The sequence below is a fragment of the Streptomyces sp. NPDC050674 genome (genome assembly GCF_040654575.1).
Taxonomy (GTDB): Bacteria; Actinomycetota; Actinomycetes; order Streptomycetales; family Streptomycetaceae; genus Streptomyces.
In genome coordinates, this window is sequence record NZ_JBFAIG010000002.1 from 459,135 (window position 1) to 480,629 (window position 21,495).

Here is a 21,495-nt window from a genome sequence, read left to right on the forward strand (position 1 = left end):
TGTGGACGGTCGAACCCGCCGGTTCGCGCAGGCTCGTGGGGGACCGAGGGGGAGGCCGTGCCATTTTTCATTCCCGTCGTGCTGATCGGTGTCGGTGTGGCGACCGGCGGTGGCGGGGCCGCCCTCGGCGCCAAAGGCGCGCATGACGTCAAGCGTTCGAAGGACCGGTGCAAGGAGGCGGCCCGAGCCTACGAACGACGCCGGGCCCGGACCGAGGCCGCGCTGGCGGAGACGAACACCGCCCTGAGGGCACTGAGGGAACAGCAGAGCCAGGCGCTCGTGGACGTCGTCGTGCGCATGGGCGACTTTCTGCGGCGCCACGAGCGGCAGGTGCGCGAGAGCGAGAGGCTGCTGGTCGAGGGCATCGACGCGACCATGGCGGAACTCCCCGGGCCGCGCGGCCTGGACGCCGACGCGATGGCATGGATCGGCGGGGCCATCGGATCCGCCGTGGCGGGCGCGGGCGCGGGTGCCGGGATCACTGCGGCAGCGAGCAGCTTCGGAGTCGCGAGCACCGGAGCGGCGATCTCCGGTTTGTCGGGCGCCGCGGCCGAGAGTGCGACCCTCGCCTTACTGGGCGGCGGGTCGCTGGCGTCGGGTGGTGGTGGGGTGGCCCTGGGAGCTACGGCGCTCAACATCGTCACCATCGGCCCCGCGCTGCTCATCGGTGGCCTGTTCGTCAAGGGGCAGGGCACGAAGGCGATCAGCCGGGCGCGGGAATTCGAGGCGAAGACCGCCGTGGCCATCGCTGAGCTCGATGAGACTGACGCCCGGCTGAAGGGCGTCGACGCCCGGGCCGCGGAGCTGCGCGCCCTCCTCACGGACCTCGCCCTCCGAGCGCTCGACGCGCTGGAGTTGCTGGAGTCGGAGCCGTTCGAGACACGAAAGCACGCTGTGCGCTTCCAGCGGGCCATGACACTGGCCATGGCGGTCCGTGACGTGGCGGCGACTGCGATCGTCGACGCCTCGGGCCAGTTGAACGAGTCCAGCGCGAACCTCACCATCACGTACGGACCGTTGATCGAGGAGACACGAAATGCCTGACAAGCCCAAGGTGCACGTAGGCAGGGTTGTCAACGCGGCCAAGGGTCCCGGTTGGGCGATGGACGGCTTCGCCGCGTTGAACCAGATCGTCGAAGCCGCCCGTGAGTGCGTCCACATCCACGAGGTCGAGAGCACCAAGAGAGCCCGGATCGAGGCATACGAAGCCACGGAGGTCGCTCGCATCCGAGCTGCCGAAGCCGTCCTCAAGGACTACTTCGGCCGGGCCTTCGCGGAGCGGCGCAACCTCTACGAGGAGCTGTTCTCCCGGCTGGACAGGGCACTTGACGAGGGCAACGGTGAAGTGCTGCAAGCCGTCGTGCGCGGGATCGTCGACATCGCGAAGAGCTCGCCGCTCGCGGACATCGGAGACCTCTCTCAGATCCGGGCGGCACTGGACGACCCGGATCAAGTGTGGGAGCTCTGACCGCGGCGCGTTCCGAGATGCCACCGCCGCCCGTACACGCTCCGGGCCGGCGACGGACCCGGAGCGGATCCACGCCGGCCCGGCGCGACGCAACACCGAGAGATGGATGGCGCAGGGGCTACGGCTGCCGCGCCGCGTCGGCGAGCAGTTTCAGGGCGAGCGCCTCCGTGGCCTCGTCCGCCTTCTCCGGGCTGCCGGTGTCGTAGGGCGGATCCGGGTCGTACTCGACGGCGAGTTGCATCGCGCGTGCCACGTCCTCGCCGGACAGCCGGGCTGCCAGATGCAGCCCCATGTCGATGCCGGCCGAGACCCCCGCCGCCGTGATGATCTTCCCGGCCTCGACGAACCGGCCGGGCGTGTAGATGGCCCCGAGCTCCTTCAGATACGGACGCGAGGCCCAGTACGTCGTGGCGGGCAGGCCGCGCAACAGGCCGGCGGCGCCCAGGATCAGCGAACCGGTGCACACCGACGTCGTCCAGACCGAGTGCCGGTGAACACGGCGGATCCACTCGTGGACGACGCTGTCCTCCATCATGGCCACGGTCCCGCGCTCCCCGCCCCCGGGCACCAGCAGGACGTCGGCCCGCCGCACGTCCCGCAGGGCGCGCTCGGCGACCAGCGCCAACTCGCCCGTGTCGGTGCGCACCGGCCCCCGCTCACGCGCCACCATGGTCACCCGCACACCCGGCACCCGGCACAGCACCTCGTACGGCCCGACCGCGTCGAGCGCGGTGAATCCGTCGTACAGCAGCACCGCGACCCGCAACCGCCCGGCTTCCGCCGCTCCCTCCTCGTCCCGCGCCGCGGCTGAGGCCGGGCCTCCCACACCGGCGCCGACCACCAGGCCCGCACCCAGGGCACCCGTCACCGCCCCGCGCAGCACTCCGCGCCGGCTCCGACCAGGACCGTCTGCCATGACCATCAACTCCTCACTGTGCACGCTGTGTTGGCACAGCAGGAGTCGTGAGTGACGCCGGGAAAGTTCCCGGGCCGTAGCCGTGAGGTCGAGCAGCACGACGGTGAGGCCGAGCGGCACGAGGGTCGTGATGGTGGGCACAGACGCGCATGTCGGCGACCATGCATGGCATGAACACCCCGACCAGGATCAGCACTCTCGCCCTGCGACACGTGATTCCGCACCCGTTCGCCATCGACCAGTGGGCAGAGGTCCGCCCCTTGATCGACGGCAGGGACGTGCTGGCCGAGATCCATGCCGGCGGAGTGTCGAGCTGCTCACGCGGGGACTGGTTCGGTCCGGCCGAGGGCTGGCCGTTGTCGGCGCATGAGGAACCCCGCCGCGTCGAACTGTCCAACAACGACTGCCACACGGGCTGTTGCGGAGGCGTGTTCGTCACCATCCACCGCCGGGACGACGAGGTGGTGTGGTCGTCATGGCAGAACACGAACGACATCCGGATCCCCGTCCCCGCGGATGTCCGCTTCGACGCCGCTCAGTACGACGCGGAACTGAGGCGTGCCGTCGCCGACACCGGATGGGAAGAGCCCGTGGACACCGTCGCCCGGCTGGTGGCGCAGGAACTCGTGCACAGCGGCTGGTTCGAACGCTGGGACTGCGTCGTGGACCGGGTGGAGCCTCGGCGCGAGGAGCCCGCGGGAGTGGAGGTGTACTTCAGGCGCCGCGGGGCGGCACCCCACGACCCCGGCTTCACCTTCGACCTGCCGGTCACCGGTGACGCCCCCGCCGAGGAACAGGCACGGCGGTTCATCACCCGGGTCACGGCCGGCGACCCCCGCGAGACCGCCGAGCCGCTGTAGGCGACTCGTTCCCGGACCGGGTGACGGCACAACTACGCCCTCCGGGCACGCTCGGCGGAGTCCTCCTGACCCCGGCAGGCAGGGGAGGCGGCCAACGCATGGACGAGCCGGGCGAATTCGGCGCGTTGCCGGTCGGTCAGCGTGGCGTAGAGCGGCGCCTGGAGCTCGTCGGTGCACCGCTCGGCACGCCGCCGTCGGGGGATCAGGTTCGCGGTGACGGGCTGTGGCTTCGGCCAGCCGTAGTGAGCCGCCTGCTCGATGCCCAGATTGACGACCATGGCCTCCCGCGCGCTCAGCCCGCACAGGCGCACCGCCGCGAGATGGCAGGCGCCACGGTGTTCGCGCAGAACGTGGATCCGCTGCATGGCGGCACCGACCGGGTCGTCGGAGGGGCAGGGCTGCGCGCGCCAGCCGGCGAACAGGGGCAGGGCGTCGGCGTCGGCGGCGTCTATCAGCTGCTGAGCCAGGCGGTTGAAGTGCTCCACGTCGACGTCGGTGGGTATGTTGGCGCGCCCCCATTCCCGGACGGCCCGCGCGTAAAGGGCGGCGGCTTCCTCCGCGGGCATCACGTCCCGCCCCGCCAGCCAGCCCGCCGCGACCAGGTCGGGCCCGAGGAAGCCCTGCACCGCTTGCACCACCGGAACCGGCACCTCGCCGAGCACTCCGAAACGGCCGCGGCAGTAGAAGCCGCGCCCCGGGGAAAACCCGGCACGCAGCCCCACCGCCGCGGTCGCCTCGTCGGACATGAACTCATCACCGAAATCGTGGATGGGCCGGGCCACCGCGGTGATGCAGTCGAAGATCTCCATGCGCTGAAGGTCGCTCAGCACAACCCAATAGGTCAAGGGGGTCTTTTCTGATGGAACCCTTTAGGTAATCTATCGAGTCATGTTGGATGTCCGCCGTCTGCACATGCTCAAGACCGTCGCCGCTCGCGGTTCCATCGCCGCCGCCGCCCAGTCGCTGGCACTGTCCGCCGGTGCCGTCTCCCAGCAACTGTCCGCGCTGCGGCGTGACGTGGGAGTCGATCTGCTGCGCCCCGACGGGCGAACCGTGGCGCTGACGGATGCGGGGCGGGTACTCGTCGAACACGCCGAGCGGATCCTCACCGCCGTGCAGGAAGCCGAGAACGCCGTCGCGGCGGTCAAGGGCACGGTCGGCGCCACCGCCACACTCGCCGCCCTGCCGTCGACGGTCGCCCGGATCGTGACCCCCGCGCTGAGGCAACTGGGCTCACAGCACCCGCAGCTCACCGTGACCTGCCTGGTCACCGACCAGGCACAACTGCGGGAGCTCACCCTCGGCGCCGTCGATGTGGTGCTGGGACAGCGGTATCACCACATGGCCGATACGACACCCCAGGGCATCGACGTCTCGCCGCTGCTCGACGATCCACTGGTCGTCGTCACCGCGGCCGACCAGGCCGACGAGCGTCCCCTCGCCCTGCGGGACCTGGCCACGCACAGCCTCGTCGTGCCGCCGCCGACCACGGACTGCGGGCAGGCCATCCTGCACGCCTGCCACCAGGCCGGCTTCACACCCACGACCCGCTACCTCACAGCCGACATCGCAGCCCAGCTCACCCTCGCCCGAGCCGGCCTCGCCACCGCGCTCGTCCCCCGGGCGGCAATCGACCCGTCCACACCCGGAATCCGTATGACACCCATCGCGGATCGCCCGATCCTGCGCCTGCTGTTCGCCGCGACGCGCCACACCGAGACGCCGAACCCGACGACGACGGCCGTCACCGCGGCGCTGCGCACAGCGGCGGAGCGGGGTCACACCGCACACGTCCCGACGATTCGGGGCAGCGTGACTGCAACTGGCCGGGGATCTTGGTAGGAGCTCAGAGCCGCGGCGTCCATGTCGCACCTGCGATCGCTGTCGGCCGAGTCTTCACGACCGAGTGCAGCCGCGCCGACCCGGTGGTCACGGCGCGCAGGCCCACGTCCTGGCGTGGCGCGAAGCACCCGACTCAGGCTGTCAGGCCCGTCCGGCACACCGCCGAGCGGCTCAACTCCACGGTTCAGTCGGCCATCGCCGGGCCGAACCAGGCGGTGAGCGCGGTTCGGAGGGCGCCGAGGTCGGGAGTGGTGCCGGCGTGTGCGGTCCAGGCGACGTGGCCGTCGGGGCGGATGAGGAGCGCGGCGGGGGCGGGGGTCTCGTCGACCGGCCAGACGGGCCAGTGGTCGGCTGCGGACCGGGCCTCGACGAGGTCGACGCGACCGGCCCAGCTCTCGGCCGTGGCCGCCAGTGCGGTGTCACCGCGGAGGTCGAGCAGCACGGGGCGCGCGGTGTGCAGCAGTTCGAAGACGCGACGCCCGCCGTCACCGGTCTTCAGATCGACGTCGGGTACGGGCTGCGCATCGTCGTGCTCGGCCTGCGCGCCGCCCGGGAGGAGCGGGAGCGCGGCTGACCCGGGGCAGGCGCGCCTGCGGGGCCCGGCGGTCTCGTGTCAGGACAGCTTTGGTTCCATCGGCAGGGCGCTGTGGGGAAAGCGCGCGCATACACCAAACCGGTACATGGACCATGCTTGGTACATGTCCATGAAGCGCACCAACGTCCACGCCGACCCCGAGGATCTGGCGATCATCAAAGAGGCCGCCAAGCGCCCGGGCATAAGCGAGGCTGAGATCATCCGTCAGGGCATCCATCTCGCAGCCATGGCGAACCGGGTCTGGGACGAGCCGCTGTTCTCACGCACCTTCGAGGGGCCGGGGCGCACGCCGTCCAAGCCGGAGGTCCGCGACACGGTCGCGGAGGCCGTCCGGCGGGAGACCGGTTCGGGTTCCGGATCCGCCGCGTGATCATTGTCATCGCCGATACGTCCGGCCTTCTGGCAGCCCTGGACTCGGTTCATCCGGAACACGGAGGCGAACGAGGCGATCATGGCGGCGGGCCTGCTGGTCATATCCCCGCTCCTGCTGGCCGAACTGGATCACGTGGCGACGCGTGAGCTCGGCAGGGAGGCTGCCCTCAGCGCTGTCGACGACCTGAGGCGCTGGATGAGCCGGGGTCGTGTCGTCATGCCGGAGATCACGGAGGACCACCTGGGTGCCGCCCAGTCCGTCCGTGTCCGCTACCGCGCGCTGGACCTCGACCTCGCCGACGCCGTGAACGTGGCGCTTGCCGCCGACTACGACACGGACGCCATTCTCACCCTCGACCGACGAGACTTCCGGGCCGTACGCCCGTTGGGCCGCTACAAGGCGTTCCGGGTACTCCCCGACGACCTTCCGCTCTGACGCAGGACCCTCGGCGGTCAAGTGCCCGCTCCCGCAGCGGACTTGTGCACCGCCCACAAGGAAGCACGTGCAGGACGGGTGTCTGCTCTTACGGGCACGCTGTGGGCACGTCGTTGAAGCGCGGCAGGCCGAGCGCCGATGCGAACGAGTGCCACTCTTGGCTGGGCCGGCTCATACGTCCAGCTCCAGGAGCACTTCGCGAGCGGACAGTCATCCGGCGAAGCCTCCCACCCGCACCTGGCTCACTTGCCGGCTTCGGGGCCGTACCACTGGAGCGCCTGGCCGGTGACGGCGGCGACGCACTCGAAGTCCCGGTCGCGGTGCAGCAGGGTGAGCCCCTGCAACTCGGCCGTGGCGGCCACCACCAGATCGACGGCCCCGGCGCTGCGGTGCTGTCCGCGCTGGGTGAGGACCTCCTGGACCTGCCAGGCCCGGTCGTAGGCGCGGTCGTCGATCGGCACCCAGCCGAAGAGCAGGCGCAGGTCTTCGATGCCTTGTGCGCGGTCGCCGCCCTGGACGTCCTGTGCCGCGACAAGCCCGACGCGACTGCGGCAGACGCCCGCGACCTCTTCAGCGGTACAGCCCACTCCGTCGACGTTCCACCCACCGAGTTGGGCTGTGACCGGGAGGACGACGAGGATCCTTACGCCGATAGGACCTGCCAGGGCTTCCCCGGCCATGATCTCCGCCAGCGCCATAGCGTCCCCGGCACGCCGTCTCTACGTATGGAAACCCCCTGCTCATGCCCATCCGTCGGCACGTCGTCGCCCAAGCCGGGGACTTGCCGGATGCGGCCGCAAGAGGGTCGTTCTCGCGTGGATTACGTGACGCGATCGCCGTGGCGCCGACACCTCCTGCGGTCCCCGTAGAGACCTGCATGACGATCTCGGAGTACGACCCGGTAGCCGAGGTTCAGGCGGATTCGAGGATCGGGCGGATCTCGACGGTCTCCGGGGTGGGCAGGCTCTTGGCCAGTTCGAGGGCTTCCTGGCGGTCGGCCACGTCGACGATGAACCAGCCGCCGAGGGTCTCCTCGCCGGTGTGCGCGGGTCCGTCGGTCACGATCGACGTCCCGTCGGCCGCGGTGCGTACGGTCGCGGGGGCCGTGTGTTCGGTCTCCAGGGCGTCACCGCCGACCAGCTTTCCGGCTGCGGCGAGTCCGCCGATCCAGCCTTCGTACTCCTTGCGGAACCCGGCCCGGTCGGCCTGGATCCGACGGCGTGACTCGTCCGTCTCGAAGATCACGAGTGCGAATTTCATGGGAGTTCCTCTCCGGTCGTCGTACCGACGACCGCTGCTGATGGTGTGGGAGGGGGTGGTTTGTTCAGGCGGTGATGCCGGCTGAGGTGATGCGGGCGAATGAGTCGATCTCCAGTGCGGCCCACAGGGCGCCGTCGGGGCCAATGGCGATGCCGTGCGGTTCGGCACGTGGGGTGGGCAGATCGTGGCCGGTGACACTGGGGGACGTGACTCAAAGGGGCTTGCCCGTCCCGTGCTCGGTGGCGATGCTTTCGATGTCGGCCGGGGTCCCGGCCATGATGGTGCGGGCGTGTTCGGTGACCAGGTCGGCGGGCCAGTCCCACCACGCGGCACGCCGCAGCCGCTCGATGTCGGCGTCGTCGAAGCGCTGCCGGATCGGTCGGGCCGGGTTGCCGCCGACGATCGTGTAGGGCGGGACGTCGGCGGTGACCACGGCGCCGGCCGCGATGATGGCGCCGTCGCCGATCCGTACGCCGGGCATGACGGTCGCCCGATATCCGAACCAGACGTCGTTGCCGACGACCGTGTCGCCGCGGCTGGGCATGGCGGTGACGATGTCCAGGGTCTGCTCGGCCCACCGGCCGCCGAACATGGTGAACGGGTACGTCGAGACGCCCATCGTCGGGTGCTCGGCGCCGGCCATCAGGAAGGTGGTGCCGGTGGCGATGGCGCAGTACTTGCCGATGACGAGGCGCTCCTGCCCGTAGGCGTAGAGGACGTTGCGGCGTTCGAAGTCCGTGGCGCCGTCCGGGTCGTCGTAGTAGGTGTACTCGCCCACGACGATGTTCGGCGAGGTGATCAGCGGTTTGAGGAACACCACGCGGTCGTGGGCGGGTAATGGGTGAAGGCAGGTCGGATCAGGTGACATGGTCTCGGTTTCTTGCCGGGTAGCGGGATGACATGCAGGGTCTGCGCCGTATGGTGCCGGGGCCGGACGCAAGGCGACGTGATGGGCACTGCCAGGTGTTCCCCGGTCCGGACGGGGAGGCCCACTCGGCGAACTGGACGGTCACGCCGCTGCAAGGTGCCTCTCCTCGTCGATCACCGGACTCTGGGCGGTGCCGATGTTGCACAGGGCCGGGTCAGCCCTCAGGGGCTTCGGCCAGGCGTCGAGCGCCGCGTAGGCCGGCCGCCACTGGTGATCATAGGCACGGCGTGCCGGCCCGGGCAGGGGGTCCGGCATCTTCGTGATCGTCCTTCGGGCGGTGAGCAACACCTACACCGACGGTTCGTTGCGCCACCTGGTGACCGACGGCGAGGACCGGTTGAAGGGCACCGGCTACCTGGACACCTCCCACAGCCTGTCCCGCACGAACGGCACCCACAAGCTCGACGGCCGCTCCAGCATCGACAGCGCCAACCGCCTCCGCGTGATCATGCCCGTCGACGACCACGCACTCCTCGACGCCACCCGCATCGACGACAGCTACCAGGGAGACGCAACCTTCACCCTTGGCGTCCCCCGCGAGGACCGGCACGCGGTGGCGACGACCAGCGAGCGCTACCGGCCCCCGGGCTCCCGGCGCGTGCTACGACCACACGCTCGCCACGGAGCAAGGGTGCTGACGAAGGACGTGCGCGGCTGCTGACCCTGGACTCAGCCCTTGGCGCGCAGTCACTCCACCGGCTGCCGCGAAGCTCCGCCGCCTGGTCACCGCCCGTTGTGGGCTGCCTCAACTCCTCATCGCCTACGAGCAGGTTCGCCAAGCCAGTGCTTGCCGTTCCTCTGGCTCGGTGGGAAACGCCGGCCATGCGAGGGTGACGGGGTGCTTGCACGGGCCCCCGGCCCACCGGACGGCCGACCAACTCCGGCTCACGCCAGAAATTGCAGCCCCGCCCATCGGCCTGGACAACAAAGAACCCCCGGGTCTCTGACCTGGGGGTTTCGCGTGGAGCGGGTGACGAGAATCGAACTCGCGCTCTCAGCTTGGGAAGCTGCGATCATTTCGAGCTGGCTCGGGGGTTGACCTGGGCGGACGGCTGGGCTGCGGCCTCGTCGGCGTTGATGGCTTTCACCGTGGTTACCCGCTGTTCCCCGCTCGATCTGGTGCGCTTGTGGTGCAGCGGCGTTGTCAGCGCTCGCCGTACCCTACGAAGCGTTGGGTCGGTCTGCTGCCGTTGTACGGCGAGAGCGCGACCAAGGGGGGTGGCTCAGAAGGGGTCCCCGAGCCACGTCGGTCCGGGACTTCGTGAAGCTCCGACACCACCCCCCTCCCAAGCCTTAGGGGACGTGCACGCTTTCCAACTGTGGTGGTGGGGTGGTGGGCGTCGTTCGGGGGCGTTCACCTGCGTTCATGGGCGACCGATCCTGGGAGCGGCTTCTGCCTTCGGCCGCGTCTGAACGGCCATGAACGGCGCTGAATGAGACGGAAATTGAGACGGACCGCGGAGCCAGGGTCGTTAGCATCTTCGCTGTTGAAGGGGGAGTCATGGCGTTGGTCCGCAAGGGATCAAGACGCATAGTTGTCGACGGCACGGTGTACCGCTGGCGGCTGTGAGGCAGGCCGCCGTACTTCCAGGGCCTGGCCTGATCGCCGTGCACGTTCGCGGTCGAGCGTGCGGACGCGCCCGGGACGATGCTCTTGGTCATGACCGACCAGCCGCATCCGAGCAACTGGATGGTCGCGAGGCTGAGCCTGTATTGCCGTCCGGTGTTGCTGCGGCTGTTCGGCTTGCCCTGAGTGAAGGTTGGACTCCGACTGCTCCAGGCTCCGCGTTCCACCTCGACCAGTCCGCCGGCTTCACGCCTTCGTACTGAAGAGCCCGGGAATCGTTGGTACCTCAGCCGACGACAGTCCGCAACGACGGAGGGGACGCCGACCGACCACGCGCGCGTATGCCTCGCTGCATCCCCACCGGCCTTGGCCACGCTGCTGGCGCCGTCGACCAGACAAGCCACGACGGGGCCGGTCCGTAACGATGGTGCCTCGGCCCTCAGCTTTGGAACCTGATTTATTTTCGGGGCAGTTGGGGCGTTGACCTGGACGAACCGCGGGCCTGTCGCCTCGCTGGGCTGGGTCGGATTCCCGTGATTCCTCACCGTTCCCCGCCCTATCTGGTGCGCCTGTGGTGCACGGGCGTTGTGAGTGGCTGTCCGTACGCTACGGAACATTGGGTCGGTCTGCTGCCTCGGCAAGGAGGGCGCGCGGCCAGGGGGGCTCAGAAGAGATCCCCGAGCCAGCTCGGCCCGGGAGCTCGTGAAGCTTCGACATCCCCCTCCAAACAGCCGCTGAGCTCCAGGGCCGCGCACGGATCACTTCTTGCGACACCTACGCTTTTTTCAGCTCGGCCTGGCCAAGCTTCGTCCAGTCACCCTGATGGAGGTGGCACCGTGACGTGCCTTTCAGCGTCTCCTTCTGGCAGCGGCCTCCTGCCGTCGGTTCTCAAGCGATTGAGGGGCTACAGAACGGGCAGGATCAGTCATGTCCGACTCGTTCCCTCTGGGGGGGAGTGACGAAGATCTGGCCGGCAGTAGGGGTGACTAAGCGCGTACGGCCATGTGCCGTGCCAGGAGGGCTGCGGTTGAACCGGCTTCAGTAGTCATGGATTGCAGCTTGTCGATCGTCTTCGGGACGATGGGGGCATCGGGGGTGCCAGAGGCAGAGGCCATAGACGGAGTCATGTGGAGCGGCTACCTGCGCCAGGTGCCAAGGAAACACTCAATCGCTGACCTTGGCAAAGTCGTCAGTCGTGGTAGAAGGCGCCTCGTATTGATCAGTTAGGAACTGGAGGTGGACGCCGATGCGCCAAAGCGATCGCATATGTCAGCCTTTCACTGCTTCGTGATGAATTAGTGGACGCGTGGGCTGGGGCGCTACAACCCGATCGGAGGTTTCTGTGTCTGACCAAGGCTTCTACTGCCCGCGATGTGAAACGTCTGTTGCCGTTCAAGATGTCGTGACTTTCATTCATTTTCCCGCCGACGACGAAAATATCGTGAGGCTGCTGGCCGCCGAACTTAATGTCATAGCATGTGAGGTGTGTCGAGTACCGCTAACGCTGGTTCCGGACCTGACCGTTGTTTGGTCTAACGAAAAACGTGTTGCGATCTTACGCCCTGACGGTACCTCCAGCGACGAAGTCCACGGAATGTCGCAGTTGACCAGCGACGGTTATCGAATCGACCAAGTCGCGGATTTACCGCAGTTGCGTTCGAAAGTCTACAAATGGTTGCGCTCCTATTCAAATCCCCGACTAAAGATTGTTAGTGACCCCGAGCGTATGTCGCAGCTGAGTCGCTCAGATCAGATTGCCCTAATGTCGCCCTTAATGCTCCGCGCCTGGCGCGCTGGGTTCGATGGACGGATTCCCCTGTACTTTGAGGGGGAACCGGACGAGCGTGCTCGTGAGGACACCTATTCCTACGTCCTGCACGAGCACATTCGCCGCATTGCGCAACAGATGGTGGACGGGAATTGCATTGCTGAACTTCCCGCGAAGCTAAGGCATGCCGTGCCAACGCCGTGCGTTACTGAGGGAGTGCTACGCGATCTTGACCGCTTCTCGCGCCGACCGGCCCAAGACCCACTCGATCGCGAATCCTTCGAGAATGGTTTTCTCGATGCGGTGACGTACGCTTACTGTGCGCTGTATGGGCCGGGTTGCGACCGTATCGGCGACCAAATCGCTCGGTACGTGCTGAGCGCAGTCGGTCGCTTCCCTGAAGCCCCACATGATTCCTTACTCGCCGCGTTACTGCAGCCTGAAATCATATGTCCGATTCTTCCTTTTGAAGCCTTCTGGGAGCTCGCAGAGAAATCTCTGCGAACTGGCGCTGGGGGATCGGCTTTGTTCAGCTCCGTTGCGGATCGATACGGACTCGCCGACGCGTACAGTGACGCTCTTGAAGGAGTATCTTTCGCCGGGGTAGACGCGGCAGCGGCAGACCGAATATATGTCGGGATGCTAGCGTGCTTGCGCGAGCTGTACCCCTTGCCTATCGCGGAAGAGAAATTGGAGGAGTTTGGCGCGTCCGTGTTCTTCGCGACCCGCGTCGTACTCACAGCCGCTGGACTGACCAGGGCAGAGTCCTTCATCCATGAGGTCATAGACTATGTGGGCTATCACGGGGCAGCATTTGCCGTAGCGGCAACCGAGGCAGCCAGCATGTTCCTGAACGCTAGCCACCCAGCGGCGGCGCAGCGGCTGCTATACCTGGTCACGGACCAGGTGGTTATCCCCCGCGATGACCTGCCGCTCAGCGTGTTGGCAACCGTCGGCCGGGTCATGGCTAGGTGGGCCGGCAATCATACGCAAATGCGATCAGAGGCCCTTTTGCTGCTGAGCCTCGTTCGCGCCGTCGCCCACCAGGCTGGCGCGGAGGTTGACGCTATCGATCACACACGGGCCGTCCTGCTGCGCTCGGAGGGCCAGTTCGAAGAAGCCCTCTCGCTGATCAACGACCTTGTACGCCGACACCCGAGCTCACAGCGGCTGTACACCCTGGGGGAGACACTGCGCCAGATCGGACAACTGGAAGAGGCAGGCAAAGTCTTCACGAATGCGCTCGACGCTGACGCTGCACCCGGAATGCACACCTGTAACATACTCGTGTCACGAGCCCGGACCCTCGGCCTACGAGGAAAGGATGACGCCGCGGCCCAGGACATTCGCCGAGCCTTGGAAATCGCGACTGATGGTGGACACTCCTACGAGGTCAAGGTCTCGAGCGAGAGTCTGTACCTTCGGCCCACGAAAGCTGACCTGCAGGAGTTCGTGCAGAAGTGTCGGGCCGTCGTACATCAGACGGTCGCCCAGCCTATCGACAGATCTCAACCTGAGACTCCGATAGTCGCGCTAGTTGCCTCGCTGGATGACCATCTGCGGTGCGGCGAGTTAGAACAGGCGAGTAAACTCATAGCTCGACATGAGCGCATATTTGATTGGCCGGACACTGTACTACCCTGGCAGCTGCACTATGCGGCGGCGCGGGTTTATGGCCACCGCGACGACGCCACCCGGCGCCGTCTGCACACCCGCATGGCTGCGCGATTGATGTTCGACGTCCTTCCCTCGGGGCGTAGTGGTGTGCACGCTATGTCCTGGTTGAATGACAAGGATGAATTCCAAAGGTATCTAGTCGACTGGACCATCAGGGACATACGGGCAGGGCTCACGAACCCTGAGTCTCTAGTCTGGGCGTACGAGATCAGCAATGGGCTTGAAATCTCGGCAAAGTTCGGTCATGGACTCCCTGATGAAGCGGCGCTCGTAGACACGATCACCCACACCCTCGGCGAGCGCGAGGTCATATTCTTCCTCGACGGGCATGATGAGCTCTATCTGGCGCATCTCCGACAGGATGCAACTGTTGCGCTCCTCGACTTTGCAGCCCCGTTGGCGGCAGTGAGCCAGGCCGCAGATGAGCTCCGCGCTGCGTTACGCCGGGCGAATCCAGCCGCACTGCAACGTCTCGACGATCGTAGCGCTCGATGGCGACAAATCTCGACGCAACTCGGTATCCTCCTCAAGCCAGTGCTGGGCAAGCGAGTCGTATTTCTTCCCGGTCGTACTATGACTGGTCTTCCATTGCATCTATTGCCGATTGGCGAAGGCGAGATGCTACTCGATGCTGTAGAGGTCTCATTCTGCCCCAACTTCTCGGTTCTGCTTAAGTCTTCTGAGCTGGAGGCCGGCGGCGATGGTGCCACCGTGGTTGCGGTGCCGAAGGCGGGCGATAGTGAGGAGTTCGTTAGCCGACTGTCGCAGGCAAAGGACCGCATTGTGCACCACCTCGAAGCTCGTCACCGAGAGGTGAGCGTGCTTGAGGGAGAAGCCGCAGACGTGGGCTCCGTAGTAAGGGCTATCCAAGCCTCCCAGGCTGCCGTGATGCTGTGCCACGGCACACGAGCTGGGCGCAACGCCGGATACGGTGTCTGCGTCAGCGCGGCTGGCCAACTGCCGCCACAGTTACTGCCTGCGTCTGAAATTCCAACTATGGAGCGCTTTATCCTCAGCTGGCTAAACCTCAACGCGCTGCAGTCTTCGGCGCCATTAGTCGTTTCAATCGCCTGCTCCTCTGGACAGACGGTTATCGGATCCGGTGGCGTACGGCTAGGCCTCGAGCAGGCCCTTCTCGGGCTATCTACTCGTGCGATCATCAGCCCGCTCTGGGACGTCGACCAGGAACCAGCGTTGGTTTGGGTGGCTGAGTTTCTTCGGCTGATGTCTGCGGAGACCATGTCCATTCCAGCTGCCTATCAGGCGGCGACAATCGCGGTACGTGACCAATATCCCCACTGGTATCAGTGGGGAGCATTCACCCTCACGGGCAACGTATAGGAGTGAAGTAGGAATGACCGAAGCAATCGAGGCGATCAGGGTCCACCCGCGCGATCGCGTGCTGGAGGCGATTGGTTACCTTGCCGACAGTCAGGGGGGCGACTGGACGCCGCCCAAGTTGCCAGCTGAGGTCGATGAACTAGTGCAGGAGATGGCCGAGCAGCCTTATGCACACCTCGCGGAAATTGAGGCAGTGGCTCGCGTAGCCCTTACCCTCGCCTCACTCGACAGCGACCTTAGTGCTGATGTCGCTGCAGCAATCGACGGCACCGGTCGCAAGCAGGTCATCCTCGGCGGAGCAGAGATCGTCACGCTGGCGACGCTTGCAGTTGTGGCGCTGTACATCGTCCTAACCAAGGGCAAGGCTGCGACGCATACATCGGTGCGGATCGAGGTGGATGGCGAACACACTTCTATTGTTCTCGACCAGCAAGTGAAGTACGGTCTCCCGGCGCAGGTGGCTGGTCTGGCCCGGAACGCCATGCAAAACGGCCCCGCACCGTCTCCGGTGAATGGCCCGGATGCCGTCGTTGACCCGCAGGGCGGGAGCACATCTGCGCCATTGTAGGAGCGATGGGGCAAAAGGATGAGGTGGTGCAGCCGAACGTGGTTTCAGGCTGCCATCCTCTCATGGTCTGGACATGCTCTGATACTCCATACCCGACGAGTGAAGGTGCGCTACGCCCGCAATGGCGACCGCGTTCTACGAGCCAGAACTTCTCGAATCGCGCTTACTGTAGGTCGGTGGAGCGGCTTTGGGGTGGCGCTGCTTTGGCGCGAGTGATCATGGCCCCGTAAGCTTGCGGCGCGTCGGGCAGTCTGTGGACCTGCCCGGTAAAGCACGACGTTGGGGCCATGATCTTCGACGCTCGCGCCAAAGTGGCTCCGTAAAGGCGCCTAGCTGACCGCCCTAGCCACGGCGTGCCCCTTCTGTGGCACCAGGTGGCTGCATGCTTTGAGCGCGGCACGGGCGCTGGCCGGGCTGGAGCGGGGCGGAGACAGGAGCGCAGGCCCGGCCGGGGGCCGGGCCGCGCGCGGTGAGCGGGGCGAGCCGCCTTGAACCCGTGAAGAAGGTTGTTACTCAGTAGCGGCTGTGATGCGCCACAAGGGCGCGTCGTACTGCGTCGGACGGCTGTTGATGAGCAGCTGGCGCAGGTCTTCACGCAAGGAGCCGTTGAGGTTCAGGGCTTCGGTGATGCGGCGGAACGTCGTGTGGGTGACTCCGCGGCTGTGGGCCTCGGCTTCGAACTGGTCGAGCTGGGACAGTACGACCTCTGGGTCAGGCTGTGCCGGTGGCTGGTCCTTGAGCCATGCGGCCTTGTTGCGCTCGTAGTCGATTTCCGAGTAGCCGCAGATTTCGCGGCTGTGTGCCTCGACCTCGTCCAGGGTGGCGGTTGTCAGGATGGCGCGGGCCAACTGGTTGCGGGTCAGTGCCTCGTCCAGGTCGACCTCATGTGCTGTCGGTCCTTCGTCGGTGAGGGGGACCGGGAGGCCGGCGTCTCGCATCTCGCAGGTGCCGCGTACGCCTCGGGCTGTCGCGGCGAGCATCCCGGTTGCCTCGGAGGGGTGCCACTCAAGGACCGAGCCGATTGGCTCGACGTCCTTCGCGGTGAGGGTATGGATGAGCGGGCCGAGCATGCCGCGCAGTTCGGCGAGAGGGAGTTCGCCATCAAGGCCGGGGCCTGCCACCAAGAGGCGGACGGGAGCGTTCACCTGGCAGCACGCGGCGAGTGTGACGGCGTCGGCAAGCGGGCTCTTCAGCGTTGGCTCGTCGCCGTGGGCGAGGATGTCGCCACCCACGTCCAGGAGGTCGATTGACTCTGGTGACAATTGGTCCACCAGCTCTTCGAGTTGGCGGGTGACGCCCTCGACCCCGCGGCGCGGATCGATCAGCGCGACTGTGTGCCGGAGCTCTGCTGCAAGCCGGGGGAGAGTCGAGCCTGCTGGAGCGACCGGGCGGGCCTCGGCCGGCACTGCCCAGACTGTCGGAGTGAGGGGATGGAGGCCGGTGAAGTTGTCCGGTCCTCGGGGACCCGGAACCGGGTCGACGAGGAGGCGGTCCCACGCGTACGTGAGGATCACCGCCTGGTCCTCGTCGCCGTAGAGGGCGGCGTGAATCATTGCGGCGGCGACTGCGTCGCCCCCTCCTCCTGCTGCGACGATCAACCGCGTCATACGTCTCAGCCTACGGGGTGGGGGGTTGACCACTCACCCTATAGTGGCTAGAGGCCATAGCCACTTGTATCGAGAAGCGGGCCTCAGCTCGGTAGCGGGGTGCCCGCCTACTCGCCTGGGGGTCGCCTTGGGTGAGGAGGACTGATGCCGCAGATCGAGGAGGCTCAGCCGAAGTATCTCCAGATCGCGCACTACATCCGTGATCAGATTCTTCGGGGTGACCTGCGACCGGGGGACGAGGTGCCGTCGGAGCGGCAGTTGGCGGCGGACTGGAAGGTGTCCCGGCCCACGGCCGCACGGTCGTTGGAGGCGCTGAGCCATCAAGGGCTCGTCGAGAAGCGTCAGGGGTCGGGCACGTACGTGCGGAGTCTCGAAGTCAACCGGCGGGCTCGTGAGTTGTACGGGCGGGCTCGGCAGACCGGGAAGATCTATACACCTGGCGAGTACGCCGTGATCACCTCTGCCGGTTGGCTGGAGGCGCCGGACCACGTGGCTGAGGCGCTGGGCCTGGTCAAGGATCGCCGTGCTGTGCACCGGCGGCGGGTGACCAACAACCAGGACGGGCCGATCACGCTGTCCACCTCGTGGTTCGCTCCGGATGTCGGTCAACGCGCGCCGAAACTGCTGGAGCCGGAGCGCATCCAAGAGGGCACGCTGCTGTACGTCGAGAACATGACCGGCCGGCAGGGGAGTTACGCGGAAGATCGCATGTGCGCGCGGGAGGCGACGGAGGAAGAGGCCGAGGACCTTCAACTTGCCGCCGGCTCGGCTGTGCTGATCGTGCACCATGTCGTCTTCGACCTCCAGGACCGGCCGTTGGAGTTCGCTGAGGCTACCTACCCGCCGCATCGGTGGGCGTTCGAGCAGGGCTACCCCCTCACCTGAGGGGTCCAGTTGCGGCGAATCGCTTGCGTCAGCCAAGTGGCTAATGCCACTATCCAGAAAGTGGCTAAGGCCACTTCACTGGGAGGGGGCGCGGTGTGACGAGTCAGCGGCCGGATCAGGGCACGCACTTACCTTGCCGGGGTTGCCGGGGGCGCGGTTGGAAGCGCGTCGGCTCGCGTACGACCCTGGCGCTTGCCACCGCTGCCGACCGCGCCCGCGCCACATCGAAGCGGCGCTGCCTCGACTGCGACGGCAGCGGCAGGAAGTGAGCACCCATGGCCTACATGATCGACCGCTACCCGTCCGAGGAATCACCGCGTCTCGGTGCGATGACCTTGCACCCCTTCGCTGAGTCTGTGCCGCGGGCTCGGCGCTGGTTCCGCAAGTTCATCGCCCCGTACAACCCAGCCTGCTCCGTCGACGACTGCGTGCTGATGATCTCGGAGCTGGTCACCAACGCCATCGCTTACGGCCGGTCGGACGAACCCTGGCTCGTACGGGTTGAGTGGTTCCGTGAGGGGTCCTCGCTCCGGGTCGACGTGCACAACCCCGGCTTTCCGGCGAACGTGCGGCTGAGGCATCCCGACGCCAACGACTCCCATGGGCGTGGACTGCTCCTGGTCGATTCGCTGGCCGAGTCGTGGCACGCCGCACCGAGCCGCTTCGGCGGAACCGTCGTCTCCTTCGTGGTGGCCGATGCCTGGCCCGGAAGGTAAGAGTTCGCTCCGCTTCTATTTCGATAATCGAAGATTCGCTAGTATGGTTGACCAGTTGACTTGGCCAATCTCGACGGGCGGCGTTTATGGCGTATGAAGTGGAGCCACCAAAGTACGTGCGCCTCGCACAGACGATCCAGCGTCGCATCGAGGACGGCACGTACCCGCCTGGCACTCGGGTGCCCAGCGAGAACCGGTTGGTGCAGTCCTTCGGGATGTCCCGCCCCACCGTCGTGCGGGCGCTGGAACTGCTGAAGCGTGATGGCTGGCTGGAGTCCCGACAGGGGTTCGGCACGATCGTGCGAGGCCGCCCGGCTGTCGTCGAGCAGAAGGACCGCCGGGGGAGTGAGACGCTCACGCGCGATGAGTCGCAAGCGGCGGGCCGGTTGGTCGAAGTCGGTTACGTCCCCGTTCCGGCGCGAGTCGCATCCGTCCTCGGGCTGCCCAAGCGGGCCAGGATTCTCATGCGCCGGTTCCTGGCGGAGGAGGATGGCGAACCGGTGGAGCTGGTGTCGTCCTACTTCCCCGCCGGCCTGGTCGAAGGTACGGAACTGGAGAGCGCCGACGCGCTGGCAGGTGGCACCCGCGCACACCTGGAGACGCGCAAAAAGGTCCGCTTCGACCATGTGACGGAACGGGTTTCGGCACGTCTGCCGGAGCCCTCCGAAGCGGAGCTTCTGAATCTCCCTGAGGGGGTTCCGGTCCTCAGTGTCCTGGTCGTCGCGTGTGACGCTTCAGGGCAGGCGCTGCAAGTCTCCGACGTGCTGCTTCCCGCCGACCGGCAGGAACTGGAAGACACCTACCGTCTGAACTGAGCCCGATGGGCGGCACGTTCGCCGCCCACTCCACCTCGATTCGCACTTGACAAGTCAACTTGGCATCCCTAGCTTCGAACTTGCTAAGTCAACTTGTCAGGCAGGTTGATCGACTCAAGAGGAGAAATCTGTGCGTGTGATCCGTATTGACGCTTCGGCGGCCACGATCCTGCTCACCGAAGCGCCGGCGCCGAAGGTGCGAGACCGGCAGACCGGTGAGATCGCGAAGGACGCCGTGAGTGGTGAGGCGCTGATGACGGTCGGCGTCGTCTACATCGACGAGGGTGAGTCGTCGCTGCTTCAGGTCACCGTCCCCGAGAGCGGTGTGACGGACGGCCTGACCGTCGGGGCCCCGGTCTCGCTGCCGGGGCTCATCGCCCGGCCTTGGGAGAGCGTGTTCAACGGGCAGCAGCGGCATGGCATCGCCTACCGGGCGACCGCCGTTACTCCCGGCGCCTTTCCGATGGAGCAGGCGGGCTGATCGTCTTGACCGACCTGGTGACGTGGGCCGAGCTGGGCGGGGCGCTCGCTGCCATAAGCGGCGCGGCCTACGCCCGGCATGCCCATCCGGCGGCGTACTGGTCCACGGTCGGGCTGCCCGTTTCGGTGGCCCGGCTGCTGGCCTCCTACACCTCCACCATGGACGCGTGCGGCCTGACGGTCGAGCCGCCCCGGTGGCGGGCCCTGGCCGTCAAGGCCACGACTCGCCGTGAGGTCCGGCCCGTGCCTCCCCGCCGGGGCATGATCCGGCCCACCTCGACCGGTCTGCGGCTCCGGCTGCGGCTGGCTCCGGGCCAGGAACCGGCGGACGTGGCGGCCTCGGCCGAACGACTCCGGCATGCGTGGGGCGTTCACGCCGTGTACGTGCGGGACGTCAAGCCCGGTGTCGTGGAACTGCGGCTCGTCGGCTTCGACGTCCTGCGCAAGGTGCGGATGCCCCGCCGGACCGACGCCGGTCCGCTCCGCGTGCCGGTGGCTCTGCGGGAGGACGCGACCGCCTTCGTGCGGGACTACCGGGCCGTACCTCACGAACTCGTGCTCGGTGCCACGCTGTCCGGCAAGTCCATGTTCCTGCGGAACCTGCTTGCCGGGCTGGCCGCTCAGCCGGTGGTCCTGGTCGGGATCGACTGCAAGCGCGGGGTGGAGCTGGCGCCGTTCGCTCCCCGGCTCTCTGCGCTGGCGACCGACCCGGAGCAGGCGTCCGAGCTGCTGCCCGTGCTCGTCAAGGAAATGGAGGACCGATACGACCTGATCAAGGCAAGGCAGGGCATCGCGCCTGGCACCCCGGATGAGCTGATCACCTCGGACGTCTGGGGCCTGCCGGAGGACGAACGTCCGGCTCCCATCGTGCTGTTCGTCGACGAGGTGGCAGAACTCTTCCTCGTCGCGACCAGGAAGGAGGAAGAGCGGCGGGACGAGATGGTCACCCAGCTCATCCGGCTCGCCCAGCTTGGCCGTGCGGCCGGCATCTATCTGGAGGTGTGCGGGCAGCGCTTCGGGGCCGAGCTGGGCAAGGGAGCGACCATGCTCCGGGCTCAGCTCACCGGCCGTGTCTGCCACCGGGTGAACGACGAGGCGTCCGCAAAGATGGCGCTCGCTGACATCGCCCCCGAGGCTGTTCAGGCCTCCTGCGCCATAGCGGCCGAGTTGCCCGGCCTCGCCGTCGTCGGCGACACATCCGGCGGCTGGTCCCGCATCCGCACCCCTCACCTGTCCCTCGCCGACGCTGCGGCCACCTGCCGCGAGACGGCACACCTCGCCCCGGACGTTCCGGCGCTCGTGCCGTTCCGGCCCTACGCCCCTCCCGTGCCGGTGAAGGAGTCCGGCCCTCTGGCCACTTCTCGGCCGATCACCGAGTAACCGACCCGCTGCCA

General features: G+C 67.0%; 19 protein-coding genes and 4 pseudogenes. 15 read left to right on the top strand and 8 right to left on the bottom strand.

The window, feature by feature from the left end:
• Window positions 1-57: 57 nt before the first annotated feature.
• Together AB0I06_RS05470 and AB0I06_RS05475 are read left to right on the top strand one after the other, a co-directional pair.
• Window positions 58-1,044: a hypothetical protein gene (locus AB0I06_RS05470; RefSeq protein WP_363117413.1), complete on the top strand. Its 987-nt coding sequence runs from the start codon at window positions 58-60 to the stop codon at window positions 1,042-1,044.
• Window positions 1,037-1,468, top strand: a complete 432-nt coding sequence (locus AB0I06_RS05475; protein ID WP_363117414.1) for a hypothetical protein — start codon at window positions 1,037-1,039, stop codon at window positions 1,466-1,468. Before AB0I06_RS05470 ends, AB0I06_RS05475 begins: the two co-directional genes overlap by 8 nt.
• Before the next feature lie 118 nt (window positions 1,469-1,586).
• Here the strand turns inward: AB0I06_RS05475 and AB0I06_RS05480 are convergent, their stop codons facing one another.
• Entirely contained in the window at window positions 1,587-2,384 is a 798-nt protein-coding gene (locus AB0I06_RS05480) for a DJ-1/PfpI family protein (RefSeq protein WP_363117415.1), read from the bottom strand.
• A gap of 170 nt (window positions 2,385-2,554) precedes the next feature.
• On the opposite strand from AB0I06_RS05480, the gene AB0I06_RS05485 reads away from it, so the two are divergent.
• A complete protein-coding gene (locus tag AB0I06_RS05485; RefSeq protein WP_363117416.1) occupies window positions 2,555-3,244 on the top strand; it encodes a hypothetical protein in 690 nt (229 codons plus the stop codon).
• Window positions 3,245-3,276: 32 nt separating this feature from the next.
• Here AB0I06_RS05485 and AB0I06_RS05490 read toward each other — a convergent pair whose 3' ends face one another.
• Window positions 3,277-4,053, bottom strand: a complete 777-nt coding sequence (locus tag AB0I06_RS05490; RefSeq protein ID WP_363117417.1) for a hypothetical protein — start codon at window positions 4,051-4,053, stop codon at window positions 3,277-3,279.
• 79 nt (window positions 4,054-4,132) lie between these two features.
• On the opposite strand from AB0I06_RS05490, the gene AB0I06_RS05495 reads away from it, so the two are divergent.
• The gene (locus AB0I06_RS05495; protein ID WP_363117418.1) at window positions 4,133-5,086 is read left to right on the top strand and encodes a LysR substrate-binding domain-containing protein; all 954 of its coding nucleotides are present in this window, start codon (window positions 4,133-4,135) and stop codon (window positions 5,084-5,086) included.
• A 184-nt stretch (window positions 5,087-5,270) separates the two neighbouring features.
• Here AB0I06_RS05495 and AB0I06_RS05500 read toward each other — a convergent pair whose 3' ends face one another.
• Entirely contained in the window at window positions 5,271-5,585 is a 315-nt protein-coding gene (locus AB0I06_RS05500; RefSeq protein WP_363117688.1) for a polyketide hydroxylase, read from the bottom strand.
• 199 nt (window positions 5,586-5,784) lie between these two features.
• Here AB0I06_RS05500 and AB0I06_RS05505 point away from each other — a divergent pair, with 199 nt between their 5' ends.
• Both AB0I06_RS05505 and AB0I06_RS05510 read left to right on the top strand, forming a co-directional pair.
• On the top strand, window positions 5,785-6,051 hold the full coding sequence (locus AB0I06_RS05505; protein WP_363117419.1) for a ribbon-helix-helix protein, CopG family: 267 nt from the start codon (window positions 5,785-5,787) through the stop codon (window positions 6,049-6,051).
• Window positions 6,048-6,489, top strand: a pseudogene (locus AB0I06_RS05510) (PIN domain-containing protein). Before AB0I06_RS05505 ends, AB0I06_RS05510 begins: the two are co-directional and overlap by 4 nt.
• 242 nt (window positions 6,490-6,731) lie before the next feature.
• Here AB0I06_RS05510 and AB0I06_RS05515 read toward each other — a convergent pair.
• The 4 genes and pseudogenes from AB0I06_RS05515 to AB0I06_RS05530 form a co-directional block, all read right to left on the bottom strand.
• Window positions 6,732-6,995 (bottom strand): annotated as a pseudogene (locus AB0I06_RS05515) (PIN domain-containing protein); the annotation flags it as partial.
• A gap of 406 nt (window positions 6,996-7,401) precedes the next feature.
• Window positions 7,402-7,749, bottom strand: a complete 348-nt coding sequence (locus tag AB0I06_RS05520; RefSeq protein ID WP_363117420.1) for a YciI family protein — start codon at window positions 7,747-7,749, stop codon at window positions 7,402-7,404.
• Window positions 7,750-7,813: 64 nt separating this feature from the next.
• Window positions 7,814-7,945, bottom strand: a pseudogene (locus AB0I06_RS05525) (virginiamycin B lyase); the annotation flags it as partial.
• Between the two features lie 15 nt (window positions 7,946-7,960).
• Entirely contained in the window at window positions 7,961-8,617 is a 657-nt protein-coding gene (locus AB0I06_RS05530; RefSeq protein ID WP_363117421.1) for a CatB-related O-acetyltransferase, read from the bottom strand.
• A 337-nt stretch (window positions 8,618-8,954) separates the two neighbouring features.
• Between AB0I06_RS05530 and AB0I06_RS05535 the strand changes: the two genes are divergently transcribed.
• The 4 genes and pseudogenes from AB0I06_RS05535 (at window position 8,955) to AB0I06_RS05550 (ending at window position 15,598) form a co-directional block, all read left to right on the top strand.
• Window positions 8,955-9,338, top strand: coding sequence for a hypothetical protein (locus AB0I06_RS05535; RefSeq protein ID WP_363117422.1), 384 nt, complete (start codon window positions 8,955-8,957; stop codon window positions 9,336-9,338).
• A gap of 840 nt (window positions 9,339-10,178) precedes the next feature.
• Window positions 10,179-10,507, top strand: a pseudogene (locus AB0I06_RS05540) (hypothetical protein).
• A gap of 1,079 nt (window positions 10,508-11,586) precedes the next feature.
• Window positions 11,587-15,030, top strand: coding sequence for a CHAT domain-containing protein (locus AB0I06_RS05545; protein WP_363117423.1), 3,444 nt, complete (start codon window positions 11,587-11,589; stop codon window positions 15,028-15,030).
• A 13-nt stretch (window positions 15,031-15,043) separates the two neighbouring features.
• Entirely contained in the window at window positions 15,044-15,598 is a 555-nt protein-coding gene (locus AB0I06_RS05550) for a hypothetical protein (RefSeq protein ID WP_363117424.1), read from the top strand.
• Between the two features lie 509 nt (window positions 15,599-16,107).
• Here AB0I06_RS05550 and AB0I06_RS05555 read toward each other — a convergent pair.
• Window positions 16,108-17,205, bottom strand: a complete 1,098-nt coding sequence (locus AB0I06_RS05555; protein WP_363117425.1) for a DUF1152 domain-containing protein — start codon at window positions 17,203-17,205, stop codon at window positions 16,108-16,110.
• A gap of 144 nt (window positions 17,206-17,349) precedes the next feature.
• Here AB0I06_RS05555 and AB0I06_RS05560 point away from each other — a divergent pair, with 144 nt between their 5' ends.
• The 5 genes from AB0I06_RS05560 (at window position 17,350) to AB0I06_RS05580 (ending at window position 21,481) form a co-directional block, all read left to right on the top strand.
• On the top strand, window positions 17,350-18,090 hold the full coding sequence (locus AB0I06_RS05560; protein WP_114254373.1) for a GntR family transcriptional regulator: 741 nt from the start codon (window positions 17,350-17,352) through the stop codon (window positions 18,088-18,090).
• A gap of 275 nt (window positions 18,091-18,365) precedes the next feature.
• On the top strand, window positions 18,366-18,806 hold the full coding sequence (locus AB0I06_RS05565) for an ATP-binding protein (protein WP_363117426.1): 441 nt from the start codon (window positions 18,366-18,368) through the stop codon (window positions 18,804-18,806).
• An 86-nt stretch (window positions 18,807-18,892) separates the two neighbouring features.
• Window positions 18,893-19,621 carry a GntR family transcriptional regulator gene (locus tag AB0I06_RS05570; protein WP_363117427.1) on the top strand — a complete coding sequence of 243 codons (729 nt, stop codon included), beginning with the start codon at window positions 18,893-18,895 and terminating at the stop codon, window positions 19,619-19,621.
• Between the two features lie 130 nt (window positions 19,622-19,751).
• Window positions 19,752-20,102, top strand: coding sequence for a hypothetical protein (locus AB0I06_RS05575; RefSeq protein ID WP_363117428.1), 351 nt, complete (start codon window positions 19,752-19,754; stop codon window positions 20,100-20,102).
• A 5-nt stretch (window positions 20,103-20,107) separates the two neighbouring features.
• Entirely contained in the window at window positions 20,108-21,481 is a 1,374-nt protein-coding gene (locus tag AB0I06_RS05580) for an FtsK/SpoIIIE domain-containing protein (RefSeq protein ID WP_363117429.1), read from the top strand.
• The last annotated feature ends 14 nt before the right edge of the window (window positions 21,482-21,495 follow it).

What these genes read in the sequence shown, in the direction of transcription:
- AB0I06_RS05475 (WP_363117414.1), top strand. Translation starts at nt 1,037, where the DNA reads ATGCCTGACAAGCCCAAGGTGCACGTAGGCAGGGTTGTCAACGCGGCC.
- AB0I06_RS05480 (WP_363117415.1), bottom strand. Translation starts at nt 2,384, where the DNA reads ATGGCAGACGGTCCTGGTCGGAGCCGGCGCGGAGTGCTGCGCGGGGCG.
- AB0I06_RS05485 (WP_363117416.1), top strand. Translation starts at nt 2,555, where the DNA reads ATGAACACCCCGACCAGGATCAGCACTCTCGCCCTGCGACACGTGATT.
- AB0I06_RS05490 (WP_363117417.1), bottom strand. Translation starts at nt 4,053, where the DNA reads ATGGAGATCTTCGACTGCATCACCGCGGTGGCCCGGCCCATCCACGAT.
- AB0I06_RS05495 (WP_363117418.1), top strand. Translation starts at nt 4,133, where the DNA reads ATGTTGGATGTCCGCCGTCTGCACATGCTCAAGACCGTCGCCGCTCGC.
- AB0I06_RS05505 (WP_363117419.1), top strand. Translation starts at nt 5,785, where the DNA reads ATGTCCATGAAGCGCACCAACGTCCACGCCGACCCCGAGGATCTGGCG.
- AB0I06_RS05520 (WP_363117420.1), bottom strand. Translation starts at nt 7,749, where the DNA reads ATGAAATTCGCACTCGTGATCTTCGAGACGGACGAGTCACGCCGTCGG.
- AB0I06_RS05530 (WP_363117421.1), bottom strand. Translation starts at nt 8,617, where the DNA reads ATGTCACCTGATCCGACCTGCCTTCACCCATTACCCGCCCACGACCGC.
- AB0I06_RS05550 (WP_363117424.1), top strand. Translation starts at nt 15,044, where the DNA reads ATGACCGAAGCAATCGAGGCGATCAGGGTCCACCCGCGCGATCGCGTG.
- AB0I06_RS05555 (WP_363117425.1), bottom strand. Translation starts at nt 17,205, where the DNA reads ATGACGCGGTTGATCGTCGCAGCAGGAGGAGGGGGCGACGCAGTCGCC.
- AB0I06_RS05560 (WP_114254373.1), top strand. Translation starts at nt 17,350, where the DNA reads ATGCCGCAGATCGAGGAGGCTCAGCCGAAGTATCTCCAGATCGCGCAC.
- AB0I06_RS05565 (WP_363117426.1), top strand. Translation starts at nt 18,366, where the DNA reads ATGGCCTACATGATCGACCGCTACCCGTCCGAGGAATCACCGCGTCTC.
- AB0I06_RS05570 (WP_363117427.1), top strand. Translation starts at nt 18,893, where the DNA reads ATGGCGTATGAAGTGGAGCCACCAAAGTACGTGCGCCTCGCACAGACG.